Annotated in this window: 21 protein-coding genes; 13 read left to right on the top strand and 8 right to left on the bottom strand. The window is 35.2% G+C overall.

The window, feature by feature from the left end; all coding sequences use genetic code 11:
- The first annotated feature begins 2 nt into the window (after window positions 1–2).
- The 8 genes from glnH (at window position 3) to MKY00_RS03375 (ending at window position 6,782) form a co-directional block, all read left to right on the top strand.
- A complete protein-coding gene (glnH, locus tag MKY00_RS03340) occupies window positions 3–833 on the top strand; it encodes a glutamine ABC transporter substrate-binding protein GlnH (protein WP_000916487.1) in 831 nt (276 codons plus the stop codon).
- A gap of 70 nt (window positions 834–903) precedes the next feature.
- Window positions 904–1,560 (top strand): amino acid ABC transporter permease, encoded by a 657-nt coding sequence (locus tag MKY00_RS03345; RefSeq protein WP_001112660.1) that lies wholly within the window; start codon window positions 904–906, stop codon window positions 1,558–1,560.
- A complete protein-coding gene (locus tag MKY00_RS03350; protein WP_000345968.1) occupies window positions 1,561–2,205 on the top strand; it encodes an amino acid ABC transporter permease in 645 nt (214 codons plus the stop codon).
- A gap of 205 nt (window positions 2,206–2,410) precedes the next feature.
- Window positions 2,411–3,832 (top strand): amino acid permease, encoded by a 1,422-nt coding sequence (locus MKY00_RS03355; RefSeq protein ID WP_016716454.1) that lies wholly within the window; start codon window positions 2,411–2,413, stop codon window positions 3,830–3,832.
- Complete coding sequence (locus MKY00_RS03360) at window positions 3,807–4,184, top strand: OsmC family protein (RefSeq protein WP_016716455.1); 378 nt, start codon at window positions 3,807–3,809, stop codon at window positions 4,182–4,184. Before MKY00_RS03355 ends, MKY00_RS03360 begins: the two co-directional genes overlap by 26 nt.
- A gap of 62 nt (window positions 4,185–4,246) precedes the next feature.
- Window positions 4,247–4,681, top strand: a complete 435-nt coding sequence (locus MKY00_RS03365; protein WP_029141050.1) for an HIT family protein — start codon at window positions 4,247–4,249, stop codon at window positions 4,679–4,681.
- A 159-nt stretch (window positions 4,682–4,840) separates the two neighbouring features.
- Window positions 4,841–5,398, top strand: coding sequence for an RNA polymerase sigma factor (locus MKY00_RS03370; RefSeq protein WP_016716457.1), 558 nt, complete (start codon window positions 4,841–4,843; stop codon window positions 5,396–5,398).
- Complete coding sequence (locus MKY00_RS03375; RefSeq protein WP_016716458.1) at window positions 5,364–6,782, top strand: DUF4367 domain-containing protein; 1,419 nt, start codon at window positions 5,364–5,366, stop codon at window positions 6,780–6,782. The genes MKY00_RS03370 and MKY00_RS03375 overlap by 35 nt, the downstream gene beginning before the upstream one ends.
- Window positions 6,783–6,811: 29 nt before the next feature.
- Here MKY00_RS03375 and MKY00_RS03380 read toward each other — a convergent pair whose 3' ends face one another.
- The gene (locus tag MKY00_RS03380) at window positions 6,812–7,765 is read right to left on the bottom strand and encodes a helix-turn-helix transcriptional regulator (RefSeq protein ID WP_016716459.1); all 954 of its coding nucleotides are present in this window, start codon (window positions 7,763–7,765) and stop codon (window positions 6,812–6,814) included.
- A gap of 105 nt (window positions 7,766–7,870) precedes the next feature.
- Between MKY00_RS03380 and MKY00_RS03385 the strand changes: the two genes are divergently transcribed.
- Window positions 7,871–8,392, top strand: a complete 522-nt coding sequence (locus tag MKY00_RS03385; protein ID WP_000085774.1) for a dihydrofolate reductase family protein — start codon at window positions 7,871–7,873, stop codon at window positions 8,390–8,392.
- A gap of 13 nt (window positions 8,393–8,405) precedes the next feature.
- Here the strand turns inward: MKY00_RS03385 and MKY00_RS03390 are convergent, their stop codons facing one another.
- On the bottom strand, window positions 8,406–9,797 hold the full coding sequence (locus MKY00_RS03390) for a sensor histidine kinase (protein ID WP_016716460.1): 1,392 nt from the start codon (window positions 9,795–9,797) through the stop codon (window positions 8,406–8,408).
- An 11-nt stretch (window positions 9,798–9,808) separates the two neighbouring features.
- Entirely contained in the window at window positions 9,809–10,486 is a 678-nt protein-coding gene (locus tag MKY00_RS03395; protein WP_000565452.1) for a response regulator transcription factor, read from the bottom strand.
- Window positions 10,487–10,659: 173 nt separating this feature from the next.
- Between MKY00_RS03395 and MKY00_RS03400 the strand changes: the two genes are divergently transcribed.
- The 4 genes from MKY00_RS03400 (at window position 10,660) to MKY00_RS03415 (ending at window position 14,334) form a co-directional block, all read left to right on the top strand.
- Window positions 10,660–11,907: a cell wall-binding repeat-containing protein gene (locus MKY00_RS03400; protein ID WP_016716461.1), complete on the top strand. Its 1,248-nt coding sequence runs from the start codon at window positions 10,660–10,662 to the stop codon at window positions 11,905–11,907.
- A gap of 153 nt (window positions 11,908–12,060) precedes the next feature.
- Window positions 12,061–13,512, top strand: coding sequence for a SulP family inorganic anion transporter (locus tag MKY00_RS03405; protein WP_016716462.1), 1,452 nt, complete (start codon window positions 12,061–12,063; stop codon window positions 13,510–13,512).
- Between the two features lie 65 nt (window positions 13,513–13,577).
- Window positions 13,578–14,000 carry a universal stress protein gene (locus MKY00_RS03410; RefSeq protein ID WP_000277994.1) on the top strand — a complete coding sequence of 141 codons (423 nt, stop codon included), beginning with the start codon at window positions 13,578–13,580 and terminating at the stop codon, window positions 13,998–14,000.
- 208 nt (window positions 14,001–14,208) lie between these two features.
- The gene (locus MKY00_RS03415) at window positions 14,209–14,334 is read left to right on the top strand and encodes a DUF4027 family protein (protein ID WP_000738298.1); all 126 of its coding nucleotides are present in this window, start codon (window positions 14,209–14,211) and stop codon (window positions 14,332–14,334) included.
- Between the two features lie 104 nt (window positions 14,335–14,438).
- Here the strand turns inward: MKY00_RS03415 and opp4A are convergent, their stop codons facing one another.
- From opp4A to MKY00_RS03440, 5 genes are read right to left on the bottom strand one after another with little or no spacing between them, the layout of a single operon-like run.
- The gene (gene opp4A, locus MKY00_RS03420; RefSeq protein ID WP_073530740.1) at window positions 14,439–16,220 is read right to left on the bottom strand and encodes an oligopeptide ABC transporter substrate-binding protein; all 1,782 of its coding nucleotides are present in this window, start codon (window positions 16,218–16,220) and stop codon (window positions 14,439–14,441) included.
- A 14-nt stretch (window positions 16,221–16,234) separates the two neighbouring features.
- Window positions 16,235–17,140, bottom strand: coding sequence for an ABC transporter permease (locus MKY00_RS03425; protein ID WP_000880731.1), 906 nt, complete (start codon window positions 17,138–17,140; stop codon window positions 16,235–16,237).
- Window positions 17,141–17,158: 18 nt separating this feature from the next.
- Window positions 17,159–18,127: an oligopeptide ABC transporter permease gene (gene opp4B / locus MKY00_RS03430; RefSeq protein ID WP_000265445.1), complete on the bottom strand. Its 969-nt coding sequence runs from the start codon at window positions 18,125–18,127 to the stop codon at window positions 17,159–17,161.
- Window positions 18,128–18,141: 14 nt separating this feature from the next.
- Window positions 18,142–19,068: an ABC transporter ATP-binding protein gene (locus MKY00_RS03435; RefSeq protein WP_016716464.1), complete on the bottom strand. Its 927-nt coding sequence runs from the start codon at window positions 19,066–19,068 to the stop codon at window positions 18,142–18,144.
- Window positions 19,055–20,074, bottom strand: a complete 1,020-nt coding sequence (locus tag MKY00_RS03440) for an ABC transporter ATP-binding protein (RefSeq protein WP_000795378.1) — start codon at window positions 20,072–20,074, stop codon at window positions 19,055–19,057. The genes MKY00_RS03435 and MKY00_RS03440 overlap by 14 nt, the downstream gene beginning before the upstream one ends.
- Between the last annotated feature and the right edge of the window lie 213 nt (window positions 20,075–20,287).

The raw sequence follows: 20,287 nt of genomic DNA on the forward strand, positions 1-20,287 counted from the left end.
TTATGCTTAAAATGAAAAAGTTGTTTACCTTAATTGTATTTTCATGTTTATTCGTACTTGTCGTTGCTGGATGCGGAAGTAAAAAAGATGAGGCGAAAGAAACCAATACGAAGCAAGGCGGAGCCGTTGAGCAAATTAAGAAGCGCGGGAAGTTAGTAGTTGGGGTGAAGAATGATACGAACTTATTTGGATTGAAAAATCCTTCGACAGGGCAGGTAGAAGGATTTGATGTTGATGTTGCAAAGGCGCTTGCGAAAAAGATTCTTGGGGATGAAAAGAAACTAGAGTTGAAAGAGGTAACATCTAAAACGCGTATTCCACTACTGAAAAACGGTGACATTGATGCGATTATTGCAACAATGACAATTACAGAAGAACGTAAAAAAGAAGTCGATTTTTCAGATGTATATTTTAAAGCAGGGCAATCGTTACTCGTGAAAAAAGGGAGCAATATTAAAAGTATTGATGATGTGAAAAAGGGCGTAAAAGTGTTAGCAGTAAAAGGTTCAACATCGACAAATAACATTCGCCAAAAATCACCAGAAGCGACTGTATTAGAATTTGAAAATTACAGTGAGGCATTTACAGCGTTAAAAGCAGGAAAAGGTGATGTTTTAACGACAGATAATGCAATTCTTTACGGCATGGCAAAACAAGATTCAAATTATGAAGTTGTCGGGAAAATTTTTACGGATGAGCCGTACGGAATTGCAGTGCAAAAAGGTGCAGATGATTTAACGAAAGAGATTAATAGCTTAATTAAAGACATGAAAGCAAGTGGAGAGTATGACAAATTATATGAGAAATGGATTGGGCAAAAACCAGAGAAGTAAAGTGATAAATAGTAAAAGCGAGAGGATGAGAGTACTCATCCTCTTCTTGTAAAGAAAGAGGGGAGAATATGTGCCTGATTTTTCTATATTAACGAATAACATTGATATGTATTTAGAAGGATTTAAATATACAGTGATGTCTAGTGTAATCGCATTAATAGGCAGTTTTATTTTAGGCATAATATTAGCGGTAATGCGTATTGCACCGATTCGCATTTTAAACTGGTTGGGAGCTGCTATTGTAGAATTTGTAAGAAATATTCCGCTCGTATTAATTGCATTTATATTCTATTTCGCTTTACCTGTAATAGGAATTACTTTAAATGGTTTTGTAGCAGGAACAGTTACGCTTACCGTATATACGGCAGCGTTTATTGCGGAAGTCATTCGCGCTGGTATTTTATCAGTCGCGAAAGGCCAAATGGAGGCAGCACGTTCTTCAGGATTGACTTACACGCAAGCGATGTACCATGTCGTTTTACCCCAAGCGATGAAAATCGTAATCCCTCCTCTAGGAAATCAATTTCTCAATTTAGTAAAAAACTCTTCCATACTCGGAATTATCGCTGGTATGGATTTAATGTATCAAGGAGATTTAATTTCAACGAAGACGTTTGTTACGTTCGACGTTTATATATTTGTCGGGATGTTTTATTTAATATTAACAATTCCGCTCAGTATGTTAGTGCGTTATTTAGAAAAACGCTTAGCAAAGGAGGCGGTGTAAATGGATTTTAAGGGAGCAATTACAGGAGATCATATTCTGTTTTTATTAAAAGGACTACTTATAACGTTAGAGGTAGCGCTCGTAGCGATTGTACTTAGCTTTATTATTGGTAGTGTAATAGGAATATTGCGCTACATGAAAATACCTGTCGTCTCACAAATATTGGGGATTATTGTTGAAGTCATTCGAAACTTACCACTACTTTTAATTATATTTTTCACGTATTTTGCACTTCCAGAAGCAGGATTGAAATTAGAAATTATAACAGCTACAATTGTTGCGTTAACAATATTTGAAGCAGCAATGATATCTGAAATTGTTCGAAGTGGTCTATTATCGATTGAAAAAGGACAGATTGAGGCCGCAAGATCTTCAGGATTAACGTATGTTCAAGCGCTTTGGCATATTATTTTACCACAAGCATTAAGAAGAATGGTTCCGCCGCTTGTCAGTCAGTTTATTTCATTGCTGAAAGATACAGCGCTAGCAGTCGTTATATCACTGCCAGAGCTTATTCATAATGCTCAAATTATTAGCGGACAAAATGTAAATTATATGATTCCAACGTTTATAGTAGTAGCTTGTATGTATTTTATCGTAAATTATAGTTTATCAATTTTATCGAGAAGGTTAGAACTCCGTTGACTCTTACAATATATGTAAGAGTTTTTTCCTTGTTTCTCCTTATTTTCCTCTAAATAGAATCTAAATCTTGCAATAATTCGATTTTTTATATTATTTTATCAGAAAAGTTTTAATTTTATATAGAAAATGTAATCGCTTTCGTGTATATTTTTATTATCAGAAAATTTTAACAAGATATAGGGGTATTGGTAGGGGGAGGATTTAGATGCAGCAACAAACGAATGAGAAATTACATCGTACGATGAAGAGTAGACATTTATTTATGATCGCACTAGGTGGTGTAATCGGAACTGGTTTTTTCTTAGGTTCAGGTTACACCATTAATCAGGCTGGACCAGGGGGAGCCATCCTTTCATATTTAGTAGGCGGATTTATTATGTATTTAACAATGCTATGCCTTGGAGAGTTAACGGTAGCAATGCCAGTTTCAGGTTCTTTCCAAAAGTATGCGACGAAGTTTATTGGACCAGGAACGGGCTTTATGATCGGCTGGCTATATTGGCTTGGCTGGGCAGTAACAGTAGGCCTAGAATTAACTTCAATTGGTTTAATGATGAAAAGATGGTTTCCGAATGTTGATGTTTGGGTATGGTGCCTTGTATTCGGTGTTATTTTATATGCTTCAAACGCAATTTCGGCGAAAAGTTATGCTGAATTAGAATTTTGGTTTTCTAGTATTAAAGTAATTACAATTCTTGCATTTGTTGTTCTTGGTGGTAGTGCATTATTAGGATTTATATCATATGACGGAAAAGAAGCAGCACCTCTTTTCTCTAACTTTGTAAGCGATGGTGGATTATTCCCGAATGGACTAGCTGCCGTATTACTTACAATGATTACAGTTAATTTCTCGTTCCAAGGAACAGAGTTAATCGGAATTGCAGCGGGAGAAAGTGAAAATCCAGAAAAAACAATTCCACGTGCAATCCGTAATACAGTATGGCGCATTATGTTATTCTTCATTTTAACAATGACGATTTTAGTAGGATTAATTTCTTGGAAAGAAGCTGGCGTAATTGAAAGTCCGTTCGTAGTTGTATTTGATAAAATCGGTATTCCATATGCAGCTGATATTATGAACTTCGTTATTATTACTGCGTTACTATCTGTAGCGAATTCAGGATTATATGCGGCAACTCGTATACTATGGTCACTTGCAAATGAAGGAATGGCACCAAAGTCTTTCCAGAAAGTAAATAAGCGTGGTATTCCAATTACAGCACTAGTTGTAACAATTGCTGTAGCTGCTTTATCTTTATTAACAAGTTTCCTTGCAGAAGATACAGTATACATGTACTTATTATCTATAGCTGGTTTATCAGCTGTATCAAGTTGGATTATTATTGCCCTGTCGCAACTGCGCTTTAGAAGTCAGTATATAAAAGGCGGAGGAAAGTTAGAGGACTTAAAATATAAAACACCGTTATATCCAATCGTTCCTATTTTAGCTTTAATTACAAATAGTATCGTTGTTATTAGTTTAGCGTTTATTCCAGAACAAAGAATGGCGTTATATTGTGGTATTCCATTTATCATTTTCTGCTACATATATTATTATATAAATAAGAAACGGCAGAAACCGATGAAGGTGGAGACAACAAATGAAACTAACCATCAAACAAGATGATATTGAGGCAGATTTATCGTATGGTCAATTAGCGATTGGAAAAGAAAACGGGTATTCACCGTTACAATTACTCATTTCTTCAATCGCAGGATGTAGTGCAATTGTCTTTCGAACAATTTTAGAAAAGAAACGTATTACATACGATACGTTTACAATTGAAACGGAAATTGGTAGAAGTGAAGCATTATCAAAACCAGTTGAAAGTGTTCATTTGCACTATAAAATTAAAGCACAAAACATTACAGAAGAGCAGTTGGATAAGGCACTGCAACTGGCAGTGAAAAATTGCACGATTGTTCAATCTGTAAAAGATAGTATAAAGGTTACGGAAACAATTGAACTAGTAAAATAAAACATAAAAACGTGAGAATACGGCTCTCACGTTTTTATGTTTTTAATAAAGGGGGAAATATGATGGAATGTTTAGGGTGTAAATTAGCCAACGAAGAAGAAATTATATATAAAATATATGAAGATGACTATGTAACATGCTTTTTAGATCATGCACCTTTCTATCCAGGACATACTTTAATTGTGCCAAAACAGCATGTTGTAGAAGTAGATGAATTAGATGATGTTGTAGCAAAATCCATTATGGATGCTTCTAAGCTTATTGCAAAAGCGATTAAGGCATTATATAAACCAGATGGAGTTACAGTTTGTCAAAATGGTGGAGTATTTAACGAGTTAACACATTACCATATGCATGTCGTACCAAGATATAAAGAGCGCTCGTTTGCTGAATTTTATACGGTACAATCGGGAGAAAAGCACAATCATAATTTTGAAGAGACTAAGCATTTGTTAAAAGAAGCGATAGAGCATATGCTGCTTATTGAAAAGGCGTAGCGGTCAGGAAAATTCTAATATTAAAAAGCCCAATTTCTCAGTTAAAATAGAGAAATTGGGCTTTTGTTTATTCTATTATTAAATTTTATCTATAAAAAGATTTTGCAGTGTCACAAAGTATGGGGCTCATTCGTTATATAGAGTGAGAGGAGGAATTATATGAAGGTTACAAACAACGATTATGAAAAGATGGAAGAGCTATATGAGTTGTATGAACAAAAGATTTATTATGTAGCGTATTCTATTTTAAATAATATTCAACAGGCTGAAGATGCGGTTCAAGAGACGTTTATTACTCTTTATAAGAACCTGGCAAAGCTCCATAGCTTGAGCACTGAAGAGCTTAAACGTTACATATTGAGGGTCGCGAAAAACAAGGCGATTGATAGTTACCGGAAAAATAAACGACATGAAACATTTTTAGAAGAATATGAAAGAGAATCAGTAGAGGCAGTAGATGAAAATATTGAAGAGTGGGAAAAACGTAAAATGTCTGAGGTTCAAATTGATGCATTGCTAAAAGAGTTAAATGAATCTAATAGACAGGTGTTTAAGTACAAAGTCTTCTATAACTTAACGTATCAAGAAATTTCAAGTGTTATGGGGATAACGGAGGTCAATGTCCGCAAGCAGTTTGAACGCGCTCGAAAACGAGTCCAAACTATTATAGGAGGTATACAACATGACGAATTCAAAGAACTCCAAAGAAATATATGAACTTGCTGAAAAGATTGCTTTAGATGATTTTGATAAACTCGAAGAACAACATGAATTTTCACATACATATACGCGCAAAAAGAAATTGTTTATGGAAGAAATGAAGCTGAAAGATGGACAACCGCAGAAAAAGCGTAAAAGACATCGTATGTTAATCGCTGCTGCTTGCTTATTGATTGGCATGCCGACAACCGTTTTTGGTGCAGTGAAAGTCTATAATATGATTGTTCAAAAACAAAATTACGAAGTAAATGTTTCCTTAACAAATAAGGATTCGAAAAAGAGTGATAAGTGGTATAAGTTGAAGGTTGGTAAATTGCCAGAAAATATGGAAGCAATTGATGACTCTGCTATGAAATATTCATTTAAAGATAATGACGCAATGGGTGGGTTTTCATTCGTTCTTTGGAGAGTAGGAGGGAATTCAGATTTTCCAACTCTGTACTCGAAAAGTTATGAAGAAAAAGAGATAAATGGTAAGAAGGCAGTAATTGTCCATAGAGAAAATGGTAATAAAGATTTAATGTTTAATAGAGTAATTTTTCTCTATTTTGAGGAAGAAGGAATTATGTTACAAAGTTATATTGGAAATGATATAAACGAAGAACAAATGATAGATGTGCTAGGGAGCATTTCACTTGAGCCCACGTCAAGAGAAAAGTCATCATATATAAGCGATTATGATAAAAAGTATTTTAGCCAAGAAGGTAAAACAACTAAGGTAATTCCTTTGAAAAAAGATAGCAAACGACTATTTCATATAGGGCAAAAGGTTCCAGTAACAATATCTATGGATAACAGCCAAATTGAATATGTGATAGAAAAAGTTGAAGTTTTTGATTCAATTAAAGATTTTAAGCAAGAAAACTTTAATGAAATGGGATTAGGAAGACTAAGCGAGAATCAAGCTTTGGATCAAGCAGGACAATTGATACCATATAGAAGGGATAAATATAAAATTGGAAATGGTAAAGATTCGATTGATCAATTAGTAGAATCAAAATTAGTTCACCCTAAATTCGTTTATCTGACAACAACAGTTAAAAATATAGGTAAACAGAAGACAGAAGAAATTTATATGCATCCATCCATACAAGTGCTTCAAGGTAAAGGAAATGCATGGAAGTATGCTGGGAAAGATGGAATCGCAGAAAAAAATATTATGACAGGCGAAGTTGATTATTTAGAGCCTCATGGAGATGGAAAAAGCTTCTACAATATTGGTAGTATCCGACCAGGAGAAACAGTAAAAGTTAATTTAGGTTATTTTGTAGATGAGGATAAACTAAATTCAATCTTTTTAGATGCTTTCCATTACAGAGGGAATGGTGGCACTGAAAATATGAATGCGGAATATCGTTGGTGGATTGATATTCGTCAATAGTAACAAAGAGACTAAAAAGCTGCTTATATTTAGCAGCTTTTTTCGTCTCCATACATATGTAAAATTTCTTTCGCACGTATACGTAAACCATCTATCAATTCTATCGGTTCTAACACTTGTGCATCTTTTCCAAGCCTATAAAATAAAGGGGTAATAAAATTAATTTCACCTTTATCAATTGTTGAATGTATATATCCGGTCCCGTCCTCATTTACTACAACGAATTCTTCAAGGTAAGGCACGCTTTTACATTGGCGCACACCTTCTGTCGTTAATAAAACATGTAACTGGGTAGGAATGTTTATGACGTTAGAGCTAGAGTTAAACCATTCTTCTAAATTCATGAACGTACTTTCACTTTCTTCTGTTGATAATATAGAAAGAATACGATCAACGCGATACAGTAATACTTTTTTTCTACTGAAGTCGTAGGATGGTAAGTACCATAGCCCGTCATGAGCATATACACCGATAGGATGAACATGTTTTGTTTTTATCCCCGATTTAGATTCGTATTGAAAGTGTAAATCTTTATTTTCAATAGCCGCGGTTAACACTTCATTTAAAAGAGGTGTATCAATTGTTCTCTTCGGATTCCAGAAAGCAATATAAGAGCGTATTTTATCAACTTTCGCTTTCGCATCATGTTGTAGAGAGCTGTACAGTTTGTGTGTAACGGAATTGATTTCTGTATTAAAAGGTAAGTCTCGGTAGTAGCTTAAAGATTGAAATGCAAAAAAGATGGAGACTGCTTCTTCTTCCGTAAATAAAATAGGGGGAATGACTCTATTTGTTAATACTTTATAGCCGCCGTTACGACCTTGTTCTGCGTAAATGGGCAACCCCATATCACTCAAATCTAAAATGTATCTATGAACCGTACGAACGGAAATATTAAATTCATCAGCTATTTCTTGCGCTGTAAATGTCTTTTTTGCAGAAGCAAATATAAGAATATCTAATAAGCGTTTAGCTTTTGACAAATGTATCACCTTTTTCTTTTTAACATGACATAAATTGTCATGTTTTATTGTTAGTATATTGTTTACATCATATGTTATCAAGATGAGATGCAAGGAGGGAAAGAGATGTCACGTGAAATTGTTTTATTTATTGCGGCGAGCTTAGATGGATATATTGCCAAAGAAGATGATGATTTACAGTGGTTAATGGAAACAGAAGGAGAGGGAGATAACGGTTATACAGAAATGTATGAAACAATTGATACGATAATCATGGGAAAAAGAACGTACGATTATGTAGTAGAGCATATGGAAACATTCCCGTATGTAGATAAAAAATGTTATGTTTTCTCTAACTCAGAAAAAGGTTCAAATGAATACGTGGAGTTTGTAAGTGAAGATGTAGTGGAGTTTACAAAAAGGTTGAAAGAGCAAGAAGGATCTAAAATATGGATGGTTGGTGGAGGAAGTCTACTAAGAGAATTCTTTAAGAATAATTTAATTGATGAATATGTTGTTACGATTACACCGCATATATTAGGCTCGGGAGTTCCGTTATTCCAAGATAAGAACCCGGAAATTCATTTAACTTTAACAGATACGAAACGTTTTGGGCAATTTGTAAATTTATATTATAAAGTAAGATGATAAAGAAACACGACTACTGATGGTAGTCGTGTTTTTGTATAGATGGCAATGAAATAATAAAGCAAGATCCGTGGTCGACTTCACTCGTTACAGTAATATTCCCACCGTGTAGCTCTACAATTTCTTTCACGATAGATAATCCTAAACCAGTTCCGCCTGTAGCTCGTGATCTCGCTTTATCAACTCGATAAAAGCGGTCGAAAATGTGAGGGAGGTCTTCAAGCGGAATACCTTCACCTTCATCTTCAATTGTAATGGAAATACTTTTATGTTCTTCAGTAACAGAAATGTGGATAAGAGAATACTCTTTTGAATGTCTATAAGCGTTATTTAAAATGTTCACCACAACTTGTTCGAAGCGTTGTTCATCTAGGTTCACTAGCAGTGTAGGAGGACAAGAGAAAGAAACTCTAATGTGTTTTTCTTTATATATGGCATTTACTTTTTCAGCTATGCGAGTCAGGAAGGTGTGTAAATATACTTCCTTTACTTGAATAGAAAAGTTATGTTGCTCCATTTGTGCAAGGGAAAACAAATCTTGAACTAAGTTTGTAATGTAATCAGACTCGTCTTTTATAATAGATAAATACCGCAAACGTTGCTCAGGAGATGTTGCTTCTTTTGAAGCAATGTCAGCATAACCTCTTACGTATGTTAATGGTGTTCGTAATTCATGAGCAACGCTTGCTAGAAATTCACTTCGCTCTGTTTTCATATAATGTAAATCATTAGCAAGTGTTTGAATTGATGAGGCTAGTTCACCAATTTCATCATTTCGAGTAGTTGTTAATGAAACGGATAAATCGCCTTTACTCATTTTTTCAGTGGCATGTTTCATGTGTAACAATGGTTTTGTTAACAACCGTGATAATAGAAAGATGGTGATGGCTGTTAATAGAAAAGTAATGATCCCAGCGATAATGAATTGTCTTGTTAGCCCATTCACCATCTTTTCAATGGATTCTGTCCCAAGAAACATGTACACATAGCCTTCATGTTTTCCATCTATTACAATGGGACTAACTGTACATATATAATTAGATGTTTTCCAATGATTCTCTATAATTGCGCCTTCATGATCTGTCCGTGTTTGCATCTTTTCAATATGTCTTTTTATAGTAGTATTTATTTCGTTGGATTTAGCTAGTACATCCTTATTTGCATTTGTAATAACAACAGTCGTTTCGGCCTCGGATTCCATTAGCGCAACATGGGAAATTGTTTGCTTATCAAAATACTTTTCAAGGACATCTCTGTGACTATTTCCGCGCTTTAATAAAGCTGTCATTTCTTCATTTACTCTATTGTTGACAAGGCTATAATAAAGCAAGACAAATAGAACACTTTCGATTAAAAGTGTAACAATTAAAAAATAAAATCCGAGCTGAATAGAAATTCGCTTCATCGTTTTGCTCCTTAATCTAAAGTATCAACCCATCGATATCCGACTCCGTACACAGTTTTTAAATGATTATCAATAGGGAAATTTACTTTTCGTAATTTATCACGCAAATTACGAATATGTGAATCGACTGTTCTATCTTCTGTATTTGTATTTAATCCCCAAATTCGTTCAATGAGCTGATCTCGGCTTAATACGTAGTTCACATGACGTAAAAATAATCCGAGTAAAGAGAATTCGATTGGAGTAAGAAAAAGTTCTTCATTATGGACAGAAACGGAGTGCTTCGCTTCATCCCATATAATCCCGTGATATTGGATTTGTTTATGTTCATTTGTGCGCCTTAAAACAGCTTCAATTCTTGCGAAAAGTTCCTCCTCATGGAAAGGTTTCGTTACGTAATCATCCGCTCCGATTTTTAATCCTCGGACGAGATCTACAGTTTGATCACGAGCTGTTACCATAATGATAGGAACGTTACTAAATGAGCGGATTTTTTTGCACGTTTCCCATCCGTCCATCTTTGGCATCATAATATCGAGTAAAATAAATTTAAAGTTTTGATTTTCTATATGTGAAATCGCTTCTTCTCCGGATTGTGCACATATGCAGTTATATCCAATTGGAGTAAGATAAAGCGTTAATAATTCAAGCATTCGCGGTTCATCGTCTACGAGCAGTATATCAATCATAGAGAGCCCTCCATATATAATTTTTACTTAAATTGTAATGCAAAATCCTGAAGAAATGGTGCAGATTGTAATGCGTCTGCATAATTTCTTCAGAATTGCTTGTTATTGTAAAGTTGAAATTCCATTTTAGGTAATGATATTGGCTCGAAAACGATTTATACGGAGGCGGTATAGTGAAAAAGATGACCCGAATCTTTGGGATAACAATAGTTACAGCAGTTGGTCTTGCTGCATGTGGACAAACGAACACGGATCATAAAAATCATGAATCGAAAGAAGAGAAGAAAACAGGGCAGAAGGAAATGAAAATGAATCAGGAGGTAACTGCACCGAAAGAAATGAATCAAGGTGCATCAAATGATTTATTAACGACAAGTTTAAAAAATGTAACGAGATTAAACACAAATGATCCTCTTCAAATGGCGGTATTAACTTCGCAGACGATATGGCCAGCAACACATAAAGAGAATCAGCCAGGCGCTGTTATTTTAGTACCAGTAAACGAGTGGCAATTAGGTATTGCAAGTGCAGACATTATTCATCATCCGAATAACGGACCGATTTTATTTATAGAAAAAGAAAAGGTACCCGAGATGACGTTAAAAGAAATAAAACGGCTAAATCCGCTCGGAACGAAAGATGGAACACAAATTATGGTGATGGGGGATATAGGGGCAGCCGCACTGGAGCAATTAAAAGATTATAAAGTAAAGCAAATAAAGGAAACGGATCCAGCTATCTTTGCTAAAGATGTTGATAAAGAGTATGCGGATATAACAGGTAGTTATCCGAATAGTGTTATTATCGGTTCGTCTGAAGAAGAAGGGCGTTTATATACAACACCAGCTGTAAACTGGATTTCTCATATGCCAGAACCATTACTTTATACAGAAAAGAATAAAGTGCCAGAAGCGACGATAGAGGCATTAAAGATGCGAAAAGATAAAGCAAATATATATGTACTAGGACCAGAAAAAATCATTTCAAAAGAAGTAGAAAAAGAGTTAAGCAAATACGGGAAAGTAACGCGTATTAGTGGAGAGACTCCAGTAGAAAATTCTATTGCATTTGCAAAGTTTAAAGATGAAAAAACAAAATTTGGATGGGGGTTCACAAAACCAGGTCACGGTGTATCATTTGTTTCAAGCAAAACACCAGACTTAGCAGTTGCAGGAGCACCATTTTCACATATGGGTAAACATGCCCCCGTTATCTTATTAGAGGAAGGAAAAGCTTCACAACCAGTGTATGATTTCCTTGCTACTATTCAACCGAAGTTTAAAGATGATCCAACACTTGGTCCGTACAATCATGGATTCTTATTAGGGAATACTGAAAATATTTCATTTGAAACGCAAGGTATATTGGATGAGAGGCTAGAGATTGTGCAAGAAAGTGGTCAAGGGCACGGTGGACATTAATGAAATGAGAGAAGACGCTATGAAGGTAGCGTCTTTTTTAGGAAACTTTTACATAGCGAAAAATCCTCTACTCGTTATATAATAGCCTTCGTGCAGTCGGCTAGATTTTCTTATGGAGAAAATCAAATGAGAAAAGAGTAGAGGAGTGGTATTTTGTTTCAGACGATAAAAAATGACTGGTTTTCCAATGTAAAAGGGGACGTGTTATCAGGAATAGTTGTTGCTTTAGCATTAATTCCTGAAGCAATTGCTTTCTCTGTTATTGCAGGCGTAGATCCGACCGTTGGGTTATACGCAGCTTTTTGTATCGCAGTTACCATTTCATTTGTTGGCGGAAGAACTGGGATGATTTCAGCTGCAACAGGTGCAATGGCATTATTAATGGTAACGCTCGTTAAGGATCACGGTTTGCAATACTTATTTGCTACAACAATATTAACGGGGATTGTCCAAATTATTTTTGGTGTGTTCAAACTGAGCTCATTTATGAAGTTTGTACCTAAATCTGTTATGAGTGGTTTTTTAAATTCACTTGGAATTTTAGTTTTTACAGCACAATTGCCGCATTTTAAAAACGCAACTTGGCAAATGTATGCACTTGTCGCATTAGGACTTGTCATTATATATGTATTTCCACGTATTACGACGGCTGTTCCGTCTACACTTATTTCCATTATTGTTGTAACAAGTATTGCAATTATGAGTGGATTACAGTTGAAAACAGTAGGGGATATGGGAAGTCTGCCGAAAGAATTACCGTTCTTTAGCATGCCTGACGTGCCTTTTACACTTGAGACATTAGGGATTATTTTACCGTACGCAGTTATGCTTGCAATTATTGGTTTACTAGAGTCATTATTAACAGCTTCAGTTTTAGATGATATGACGCATACGGAAAGTAATAAGCATAAGGAAGCACGTGGACAAGGGATTGCAAACATTGTTGCTGGTTTCTTCGGAGGAATGGCAGGATGTGCAATGATTGGACAATCTGTTATTAATATTAAATCAGGTGGACGCGGGCGATTATCGACGTTTGTAGCGGGCGGATTTTTAATCATATTACTATTTGTTTTAGGTGATTATGTCGTTCATATTCCGATGGCAGCTTTAGTTGCAGTTATGATTATGGTTTCAATTGGAACATTTGATTGGAACTCTGTAACAACGATTCATAAAGTACCAAAAGGAAATGCATTTGTTATGATCGTAACAGTTGTGGTTGTCTTAATTACACATAATTTAGCATTAGGTGTAATTATCGGAACAGTAATTAGTGCGGTTTTATTTGCATTCAATATGGCAAAGATTCACGTGAAACATTTATATATTGAAAATAAGAAAATATACGAAATTCATGGCCAACTTTTCTTTGCATCTACGGCAGATTTTATAAATAATTTTTCATTTGAGGAAGATGTAAAAGAAATTGAGTTAAATTTTTCTCACGCACACATATGGGATGATTCAGCAGTGGCATCAATTGATAAAGTTATCATGAAGTATGAACAAAGTGGCGTGAAAGTAAGTATAACGGGATTAAATGAACGTAGTGCAAAACTTGTTACTAATTTAGCTACTTATAATAAAAGAATTGCTAGTTAGAAGCCTCCTTTTTAGGGGGCTTTATTATATAATACGAGTAGGATAACGAAAAGGGGATTCAGCATATGTATAAACAAATTATATTAGCATGTGACGGTTCTGAACATGCACTTCGAGCAGCGGAACATGCAACATATATTGCGAAATGTAGCGAAGAAGCAAATGTTGAAGTTGTGTACGTAGTAGATAATAGAACAGCAAAATCAGATATTATACAAGGTCAAACAGATTTAGAAACAATAACGGCTAGTCGAAAAGATAAATTAAAAGAGATTGAAGGGTTATTAAAGAAAGAGAACATTTCTTATAAAATTACGATATTACATGGCGATCCAGGAGATACGATTGTTCAATATGTAAATACAGGAGATATAGATCTTGTTATCGCTGGGAGTAGAGGATTAAATACACTGCAAGAGATGGTGCTTGGTAGTGTCAGTCATAAAATAGCAAAACGTGTGAAATGTCCGGTGATGATTATCAAATAAATTGATTGAGATATTTTGTAGTGTAAGCAAGACCTTGATATAATTCGAGGTCTTTTTTGACGTATAAAAGGCGAGAGTGTGGACATAATAGATACATAAGTTTTAGAAAATATTAACTTACAAATTTGTAAGTTTGTTGTCAGAAAAATCGATGTTATGAAATTTATTCCATTGGTAAAATAAACATATCGAAGGGGAGATAGGGAGGATGAAAAAGATGAAAGCACTTCAAAATTTATCATATAGCCAAGGTGTCGGTCTTATTTGTTTAGGAGGATTTGCTGCATCTGTTACGTTAGCTGTTGTAATAAAGATAATTCATCAAATCTTTTAATTTTAGAGTAGGGAAGGAATTGGTTGTTATAAATAGTAAGAGAAGGATTGTAAATAAAAAATAGCTCCTGGCATGTATGTGGATGCTGGGAGCTATTTTTATGATTATTTTTCTACTTCTGGCTTCTCACTTGTTACAGTAACGTCTTTCCAATGTGAAGTTATTTGATTCACTTCAGTGTTGACATCATAATTTTTTACGCGCTTATTAACACCTGTTAAATCGAATGTGTAATGAATTGGAATCATCGGTGCTTCGTCATGAATTAATTTTTGCCATTTATCGTATACTTCTTTACGATATTTTTCATCAGTAGCTTTTTCTGATAATCCAGCGTCTAATAATTTAGTATTTTCATCATTTACCCAGCGTTGATAGTTAAATCCAGCATTTTTACCCCATAGACCAGAAAGGTCAGGATCAGAACCAGTGTTCCAAGCACCAGAGAAAATATCAACCTTTGGATCATCTTTTTTAATCATTTCACGCATAGCATTAAATTCATGTAAGCGTCCATCAACAAGTTCTACTTTTAAGCCGATATCTTTCCAAGATTGAATATAGAATTTTGCAAGTGGTTCACTTGTTTCACTACCGTTACTAGCTAGGAAGTTAATTTTAAATTCATTACCTTTTGGATCTTCACGGAATCCGTCACCATTTTTGTCTTTATATCCAGCTTCATCTAATAGTTTTTTCGCTTTATCTACATCTAAGTTATATGCGCCAGCATTATTATTATGGTACTTTGGCATAGATGGTGGGATTGGAGAGTTAGCTGGAACACGAAGTCCGTGATATACTTTTTCTCCTAATTTTTCTCTATCAATTGCATAAGCCATCGCTTGACGTAAACGAACATCTTTGAACTTATCGTTATCCATTACAGCTTCATTCTTTGCTTTGTCCATATGTCCAAATTTAAATCCGATATAAGTGTAAGCAAGCGCAGTTTTTCCTACTAGTTGTGTATTTTTTAATTTACTTACGTTCGGATATTGATCAGCAGTAATTGATGCAATATCAATATCACCTTTTTTCAGAGATGCACTAACAATAGATGGATTTACAACTTTTAATGTTACATTTTTTAGTTTAGGTTTGCCAGCCCAGTAATCATCGAAGCGCTCATACTCAACTGATTCACCAGGAACGATTTTCTTCACTTTAAATGGTCCGAACCCAATTGGATTTTGACGAATCTTATCAGATTCAGCTAGTTTTTCAATTGGTACATCGCCTAAATATTTTTTAGGTGTAGGATATGTCCAAATACCAGTTTTCAGTGAAGGGTTTACTTCTTTATAAGTAATCGAAATTGTTTTTGGGTCGACTACTTTAATACCAGAGATTTTGTCAGCTTTTCCAGCGTGATATTCTTCCATACCTTCAATCATTTGCATTTGTGTATCGTAACGGATACCTGTATATTTACTATTACCAATGATTAAGTAAGAATATTCTAAATCCTCAGCGGTTACAGGGTTACCATCGTGCCATTTTACATTATCTTTAATCTTAATAGTAATTGTTTTTTTATCTTCAGAAATTGTATACGTTGCAGCACCGTCATTTGTGATTTCCCAGTTTTTATCTGAAGCTAATAAACCTTCATCAAAGAAATCCATAATTTCTGAATCTGGAGCAACTTCATACAATACTCTACTTAAAACACCAGCGAAAGGTGAATTTGAAACGAGTCCATATGTTAATGATCCGTCTTTAATTTCTTTACCATCATTTTTTACAGCAGCACTAAATTTATTTGTTTCTACTTTTTTCGTGTTTGCCTTTTTGCTACCGCTATCAGCACCCCCACATGCAGATAGTAATAATGTTGAAGCAGCAAGTGTACTTAATACTTTGTACAATTTTGGTTTGTTCATAACTTCTCCACCCCTTAACCTTTTCTTTGTCTCGCATCAGCCGCACGTTTTAACGCTTGACCAATAAAATTTATACACAGCATCAACACTAAAATCATGATTGATGCGGGTAACCAAATCCACCATTTTTCTTGCAATACATCTGGGTTTGTTGCATAACTTACAAGTGTACCAAGACTCGGTGTACTTTCTGGTAGACCAAAACCTAAGTAAGTCAAACTAGATTCAATCCCGATGTTACCAGCAAGATTTAATGTAATATTTACGATAATAATAGAGCTCAAATTAGGTAATATTTGCTGAAAGATAATCTTCCAATTTGGTGTTCCTAAAGTTTTTGATGCAGATACGTAATCAAGTTCTTTCTCAGTTAATACTTTAGAGCGTATAAGCCTTGCTTTTCCCACCCATAAGAAAGCCGTCATTATGAGAATAAATGTAGTAATATTGAAAGTTGGAACAAGTGAGATAAATACGATAACAATCATTAAGAATGGTAAAATCATCATAAAGTCGATAAAACGCATGATGATGTTATCAACAACTCCTCCAAAATAGCCAGCAATTAGTCCCATCGTAAGACCGATAAGGGTTGATAAAAGAGTAATGGCTAAACCAACTGTAAAGGAATTACGTGTACCAATAATTAATTGTCCGAAAATATCACGGCCACCATAATCAGTTCCTAGCCAATGTTCAGCTGAAGGAGGATCATAAATGGCGAACAGATCAACTCGAACGATATCTTCTTGTTTCATAATAAATGAAGTTGCGTAAACGGCTATTAATATTAAAGCTAAAAAGAATAGGGAAAACATTGCTAGTTTATCTTTACGAAATTCTCGCCACATAATGGAGAAACCAGAAGGGCTCTTTTCGTAATGAATGACCTCAGTTTGTTTTTCAGGATTTGCTAACATAACGTTTCTTCACCTCCATTAATCAATACGAATACGTGGATCAACGATGCTTAGAATAATATCGGAAAGAAGAGTCCCGAGTAGCGTTGCGAATCCAGTAAATAATACAAGAGCAGTTACGACACTGAAATCACGTTGAGTAATAGATTGGAAAAATAGTTGTCCAATTCCTGGGTAGCCGAAAATATTTTCTAGAATAATAGAGCCACCAACTAAACCTGTAATTTCATATCCTAAAAATGCTGCAATTGGTAAAAATGAATTTCGTAAAATATGTCTGGAATATACTTTAGATTCTGGTACACCTTTTGCTTTTACTGTGCGTACAAAATCTTTATGTTTCGTATCAATAATTTCACTTCGTAAATATTGTACAGTTCCTACAGTGCCAATTAATGCCCCAGATAAAGCTGGTAAAATCATATGATTTAATTTACTTAAATAGTAATCAAATGATCCGGCTGCCACTTGTGGATCAACGCTACCACTTGTAGGGAAGATCGGGTATAAAAAGCCGAATAAGAATAACATTACTAATCCGAAAATAAATAGGGGTGTACCAAATCCTAAAAAGTTATAGAGTGTAATGAGTCGATCAGCCCACGTATCATTCCAACGCCCACTTATAACGCCAAGTGGAATGGCGATTAAATAAGTAAGAATAAGAATTAGAAGAGCTAACAGCACTGTATTACCAAGGCGTTCCCCAATAATATCTGTTACTTGTATTTTATGTGCGTAAGAAATACCGAAATCCCCTTGTACGGCATTTGAAATCCACCTTACATATTGTGTGGGAATAGGATCATTTAACCCAAGTTTCTCACGTTGTTCTTCAATTACTTTTGGATCGGCTTTTGGGTTTGCTAGTTCAGCGCCACTTAATGCATCACCTGGCATTGCTTTAGCAAGTGTAAAGACGAGTACACTTAATACGAATAATTGCGGTATCATAACTAAAATCCGGCGTAATATAAATTTCCACATGTTTTATCACTCCCTTATGGTAATGCCACCCGGTGAGTTGGCGAGATTGGTTTTAAATCGTAAGCACGTCCATTTTCATTGAAATAATTTTCGTATGATTTTTCGTACTCAGCGCTTACTTCACGACGCAATTTACGCTGTTGTTCGCGGTGTTCTGGACGAATATCAGGAATAGCTGATATTAGGCGCTTCGTATAGATGTGCTGTGGGTTATTATAAATTTCAGCACTAGTTGCTTCTTCCACAATGCGTCCGCGATACATAACACCTATACGGTCACACATATGGCGAATTACACCTAAATCATGACTAATAAATAAGTATGTTAGTCCGAGTTCGGATTGCAAATCTTGTAAGAAGTTTAAAACTTGCGCTTGTACAGAAACATCCAGTGCAGATACAGGTTCATCTGCGATAATAAGCTTCGGTTTTAGTGTAAGTGCGCGTGCAATACCAATCCGCTGTCTTTGTCCACCGGAAAATTCATGTGGGTATTTATAAATAGACTCAGGATTTAGACCAACTTTATCAAGATAATCTTGAACAGCTCTACGCTCTTCATCAGGTGAGAGTTTCTCAAAATTTCGAAGTGGTTCAGCGATAATATCCATAACACGTTTCTTCGGGTTTAAGGATGAATAAGGATCTTGAAAAATCATCTGAATATCTTTTCGTTGTTCTCTTAGTTCTGAGCGACTTAATTTTGTTAAATCTCTATTATTAAAATGAATACTACCGCCCGTCGCTTTCGTTAAGTGCATAATTGCTTTTCCAGTTGTTGATTTACCGCTCCCAGATTCCCCAACGATTCCGTAAGTTTCGCCAGGTTGTAGTTCGAAGCTTACGCCATCAACAGCACGAACGTAATCTAAGGTACGACCGAAAACACCACCTTTAATTGGAAAGTGTACTTTTAAATCTTCTACTTTAAGCAGTGCCATGAGTTACGTCATCTCCTTTCTTATCTTGGAAGTTAAAATGCTTGTAGCAAGTGCAACGTACCCAATGGTCTGGTTTTACTTCATGTAAAACGGGATTTTCTTCATGTTGATCAGGTCTAATCCACGGAATTCGTGCCTGGAATCGACAGCCTGTGCGAGGTAACTTAGCTAATGTCGGTACAACGCCTTGAATAACATGTAATTTTTCCTTTTCAGCATATGCAGATGGAATGGAGTTTAATAGAGAACGAGTATATGGGTGAAGAGGGTTATTAAAAATCTCTTCAACTTTTCCTGTTTCTACAACTTGTCCAGCGTACATAACGACGATACGATCGGCTGTTTCTGCGACAACACTTAAATCATGAGTAATTAAAATGATGCCCATTTTCGTTTGTTCTTGAATAGATTTTAGTAAGTCTAAAATTTGTGCTTGGATGGTTACATCAAGAGCCGTTGTTGGCTCATCTGCAATAATAAGTGCTGGGTTACAAGCAATTGCAATTGCGATAACAATTCTTTGTCTCATTCCGCCAGATAATTCGTGTGGGTATTGTTTATATGTAAGTTCTGGTTTTGGAATACCAACTTGATGAAGTAGTTCTAAGGTGCGTTCTTTCTTCTCAACTTTTGAAAGGCTTGTGTGGTAGTCTAAGTTTTCTTCAATTTGTTTTCCAACTGTCATAAGAGGATCGAGTGCTGTAAGAGGTTCTTGGAAAATCATACCGATATTTGATCCGCGTACTTTATTCATCTCTGCGGCTGACATCGTTAGTAAATCCTTATCTCTATAGTTAAGCTGCCCTTGTAATTTTGTATTTGCTTCATTATGCAGTCGCATAATGGAAAGGGCAAGTGCACTTTTTCCGCAACCAGATTCACCAACTATCGCGACAATTTCATTTTCATGGACAGTTAACGAAACATCATCTACTGCTGCATGATATTGATCTTGTATGCGAAAGGAAGTCTGTAAGTTCTCAATGCGAAGAAGTGGATTCTTCATGGCTATCCCTCCATCTTTCTGAAAAGACTAAATATTTTGTATGTTGTTGTTATTTTAATATAAATTGACAATGTTTGACAAGAGAAAGTTGAGAAAATATTCAAAAATCTTTTTATATAGAGATTGGATGCATGTATATAAGTAGTTGGAGTGTTTTGAAAACGCTAACATGTATAAGAGAGGGAAATAAATCTTTTGTAAGAAAAAAGTATT

This window comes from Bacillus sp. FSL R9-9834, from assembly GCF_038006905.1.
Classification (GTDB): Bacteria; Bacillota; Bacilli; order Bacillales; family Bacillaceae_G; genus Bacillus_A; species Bacillus_A pacificus.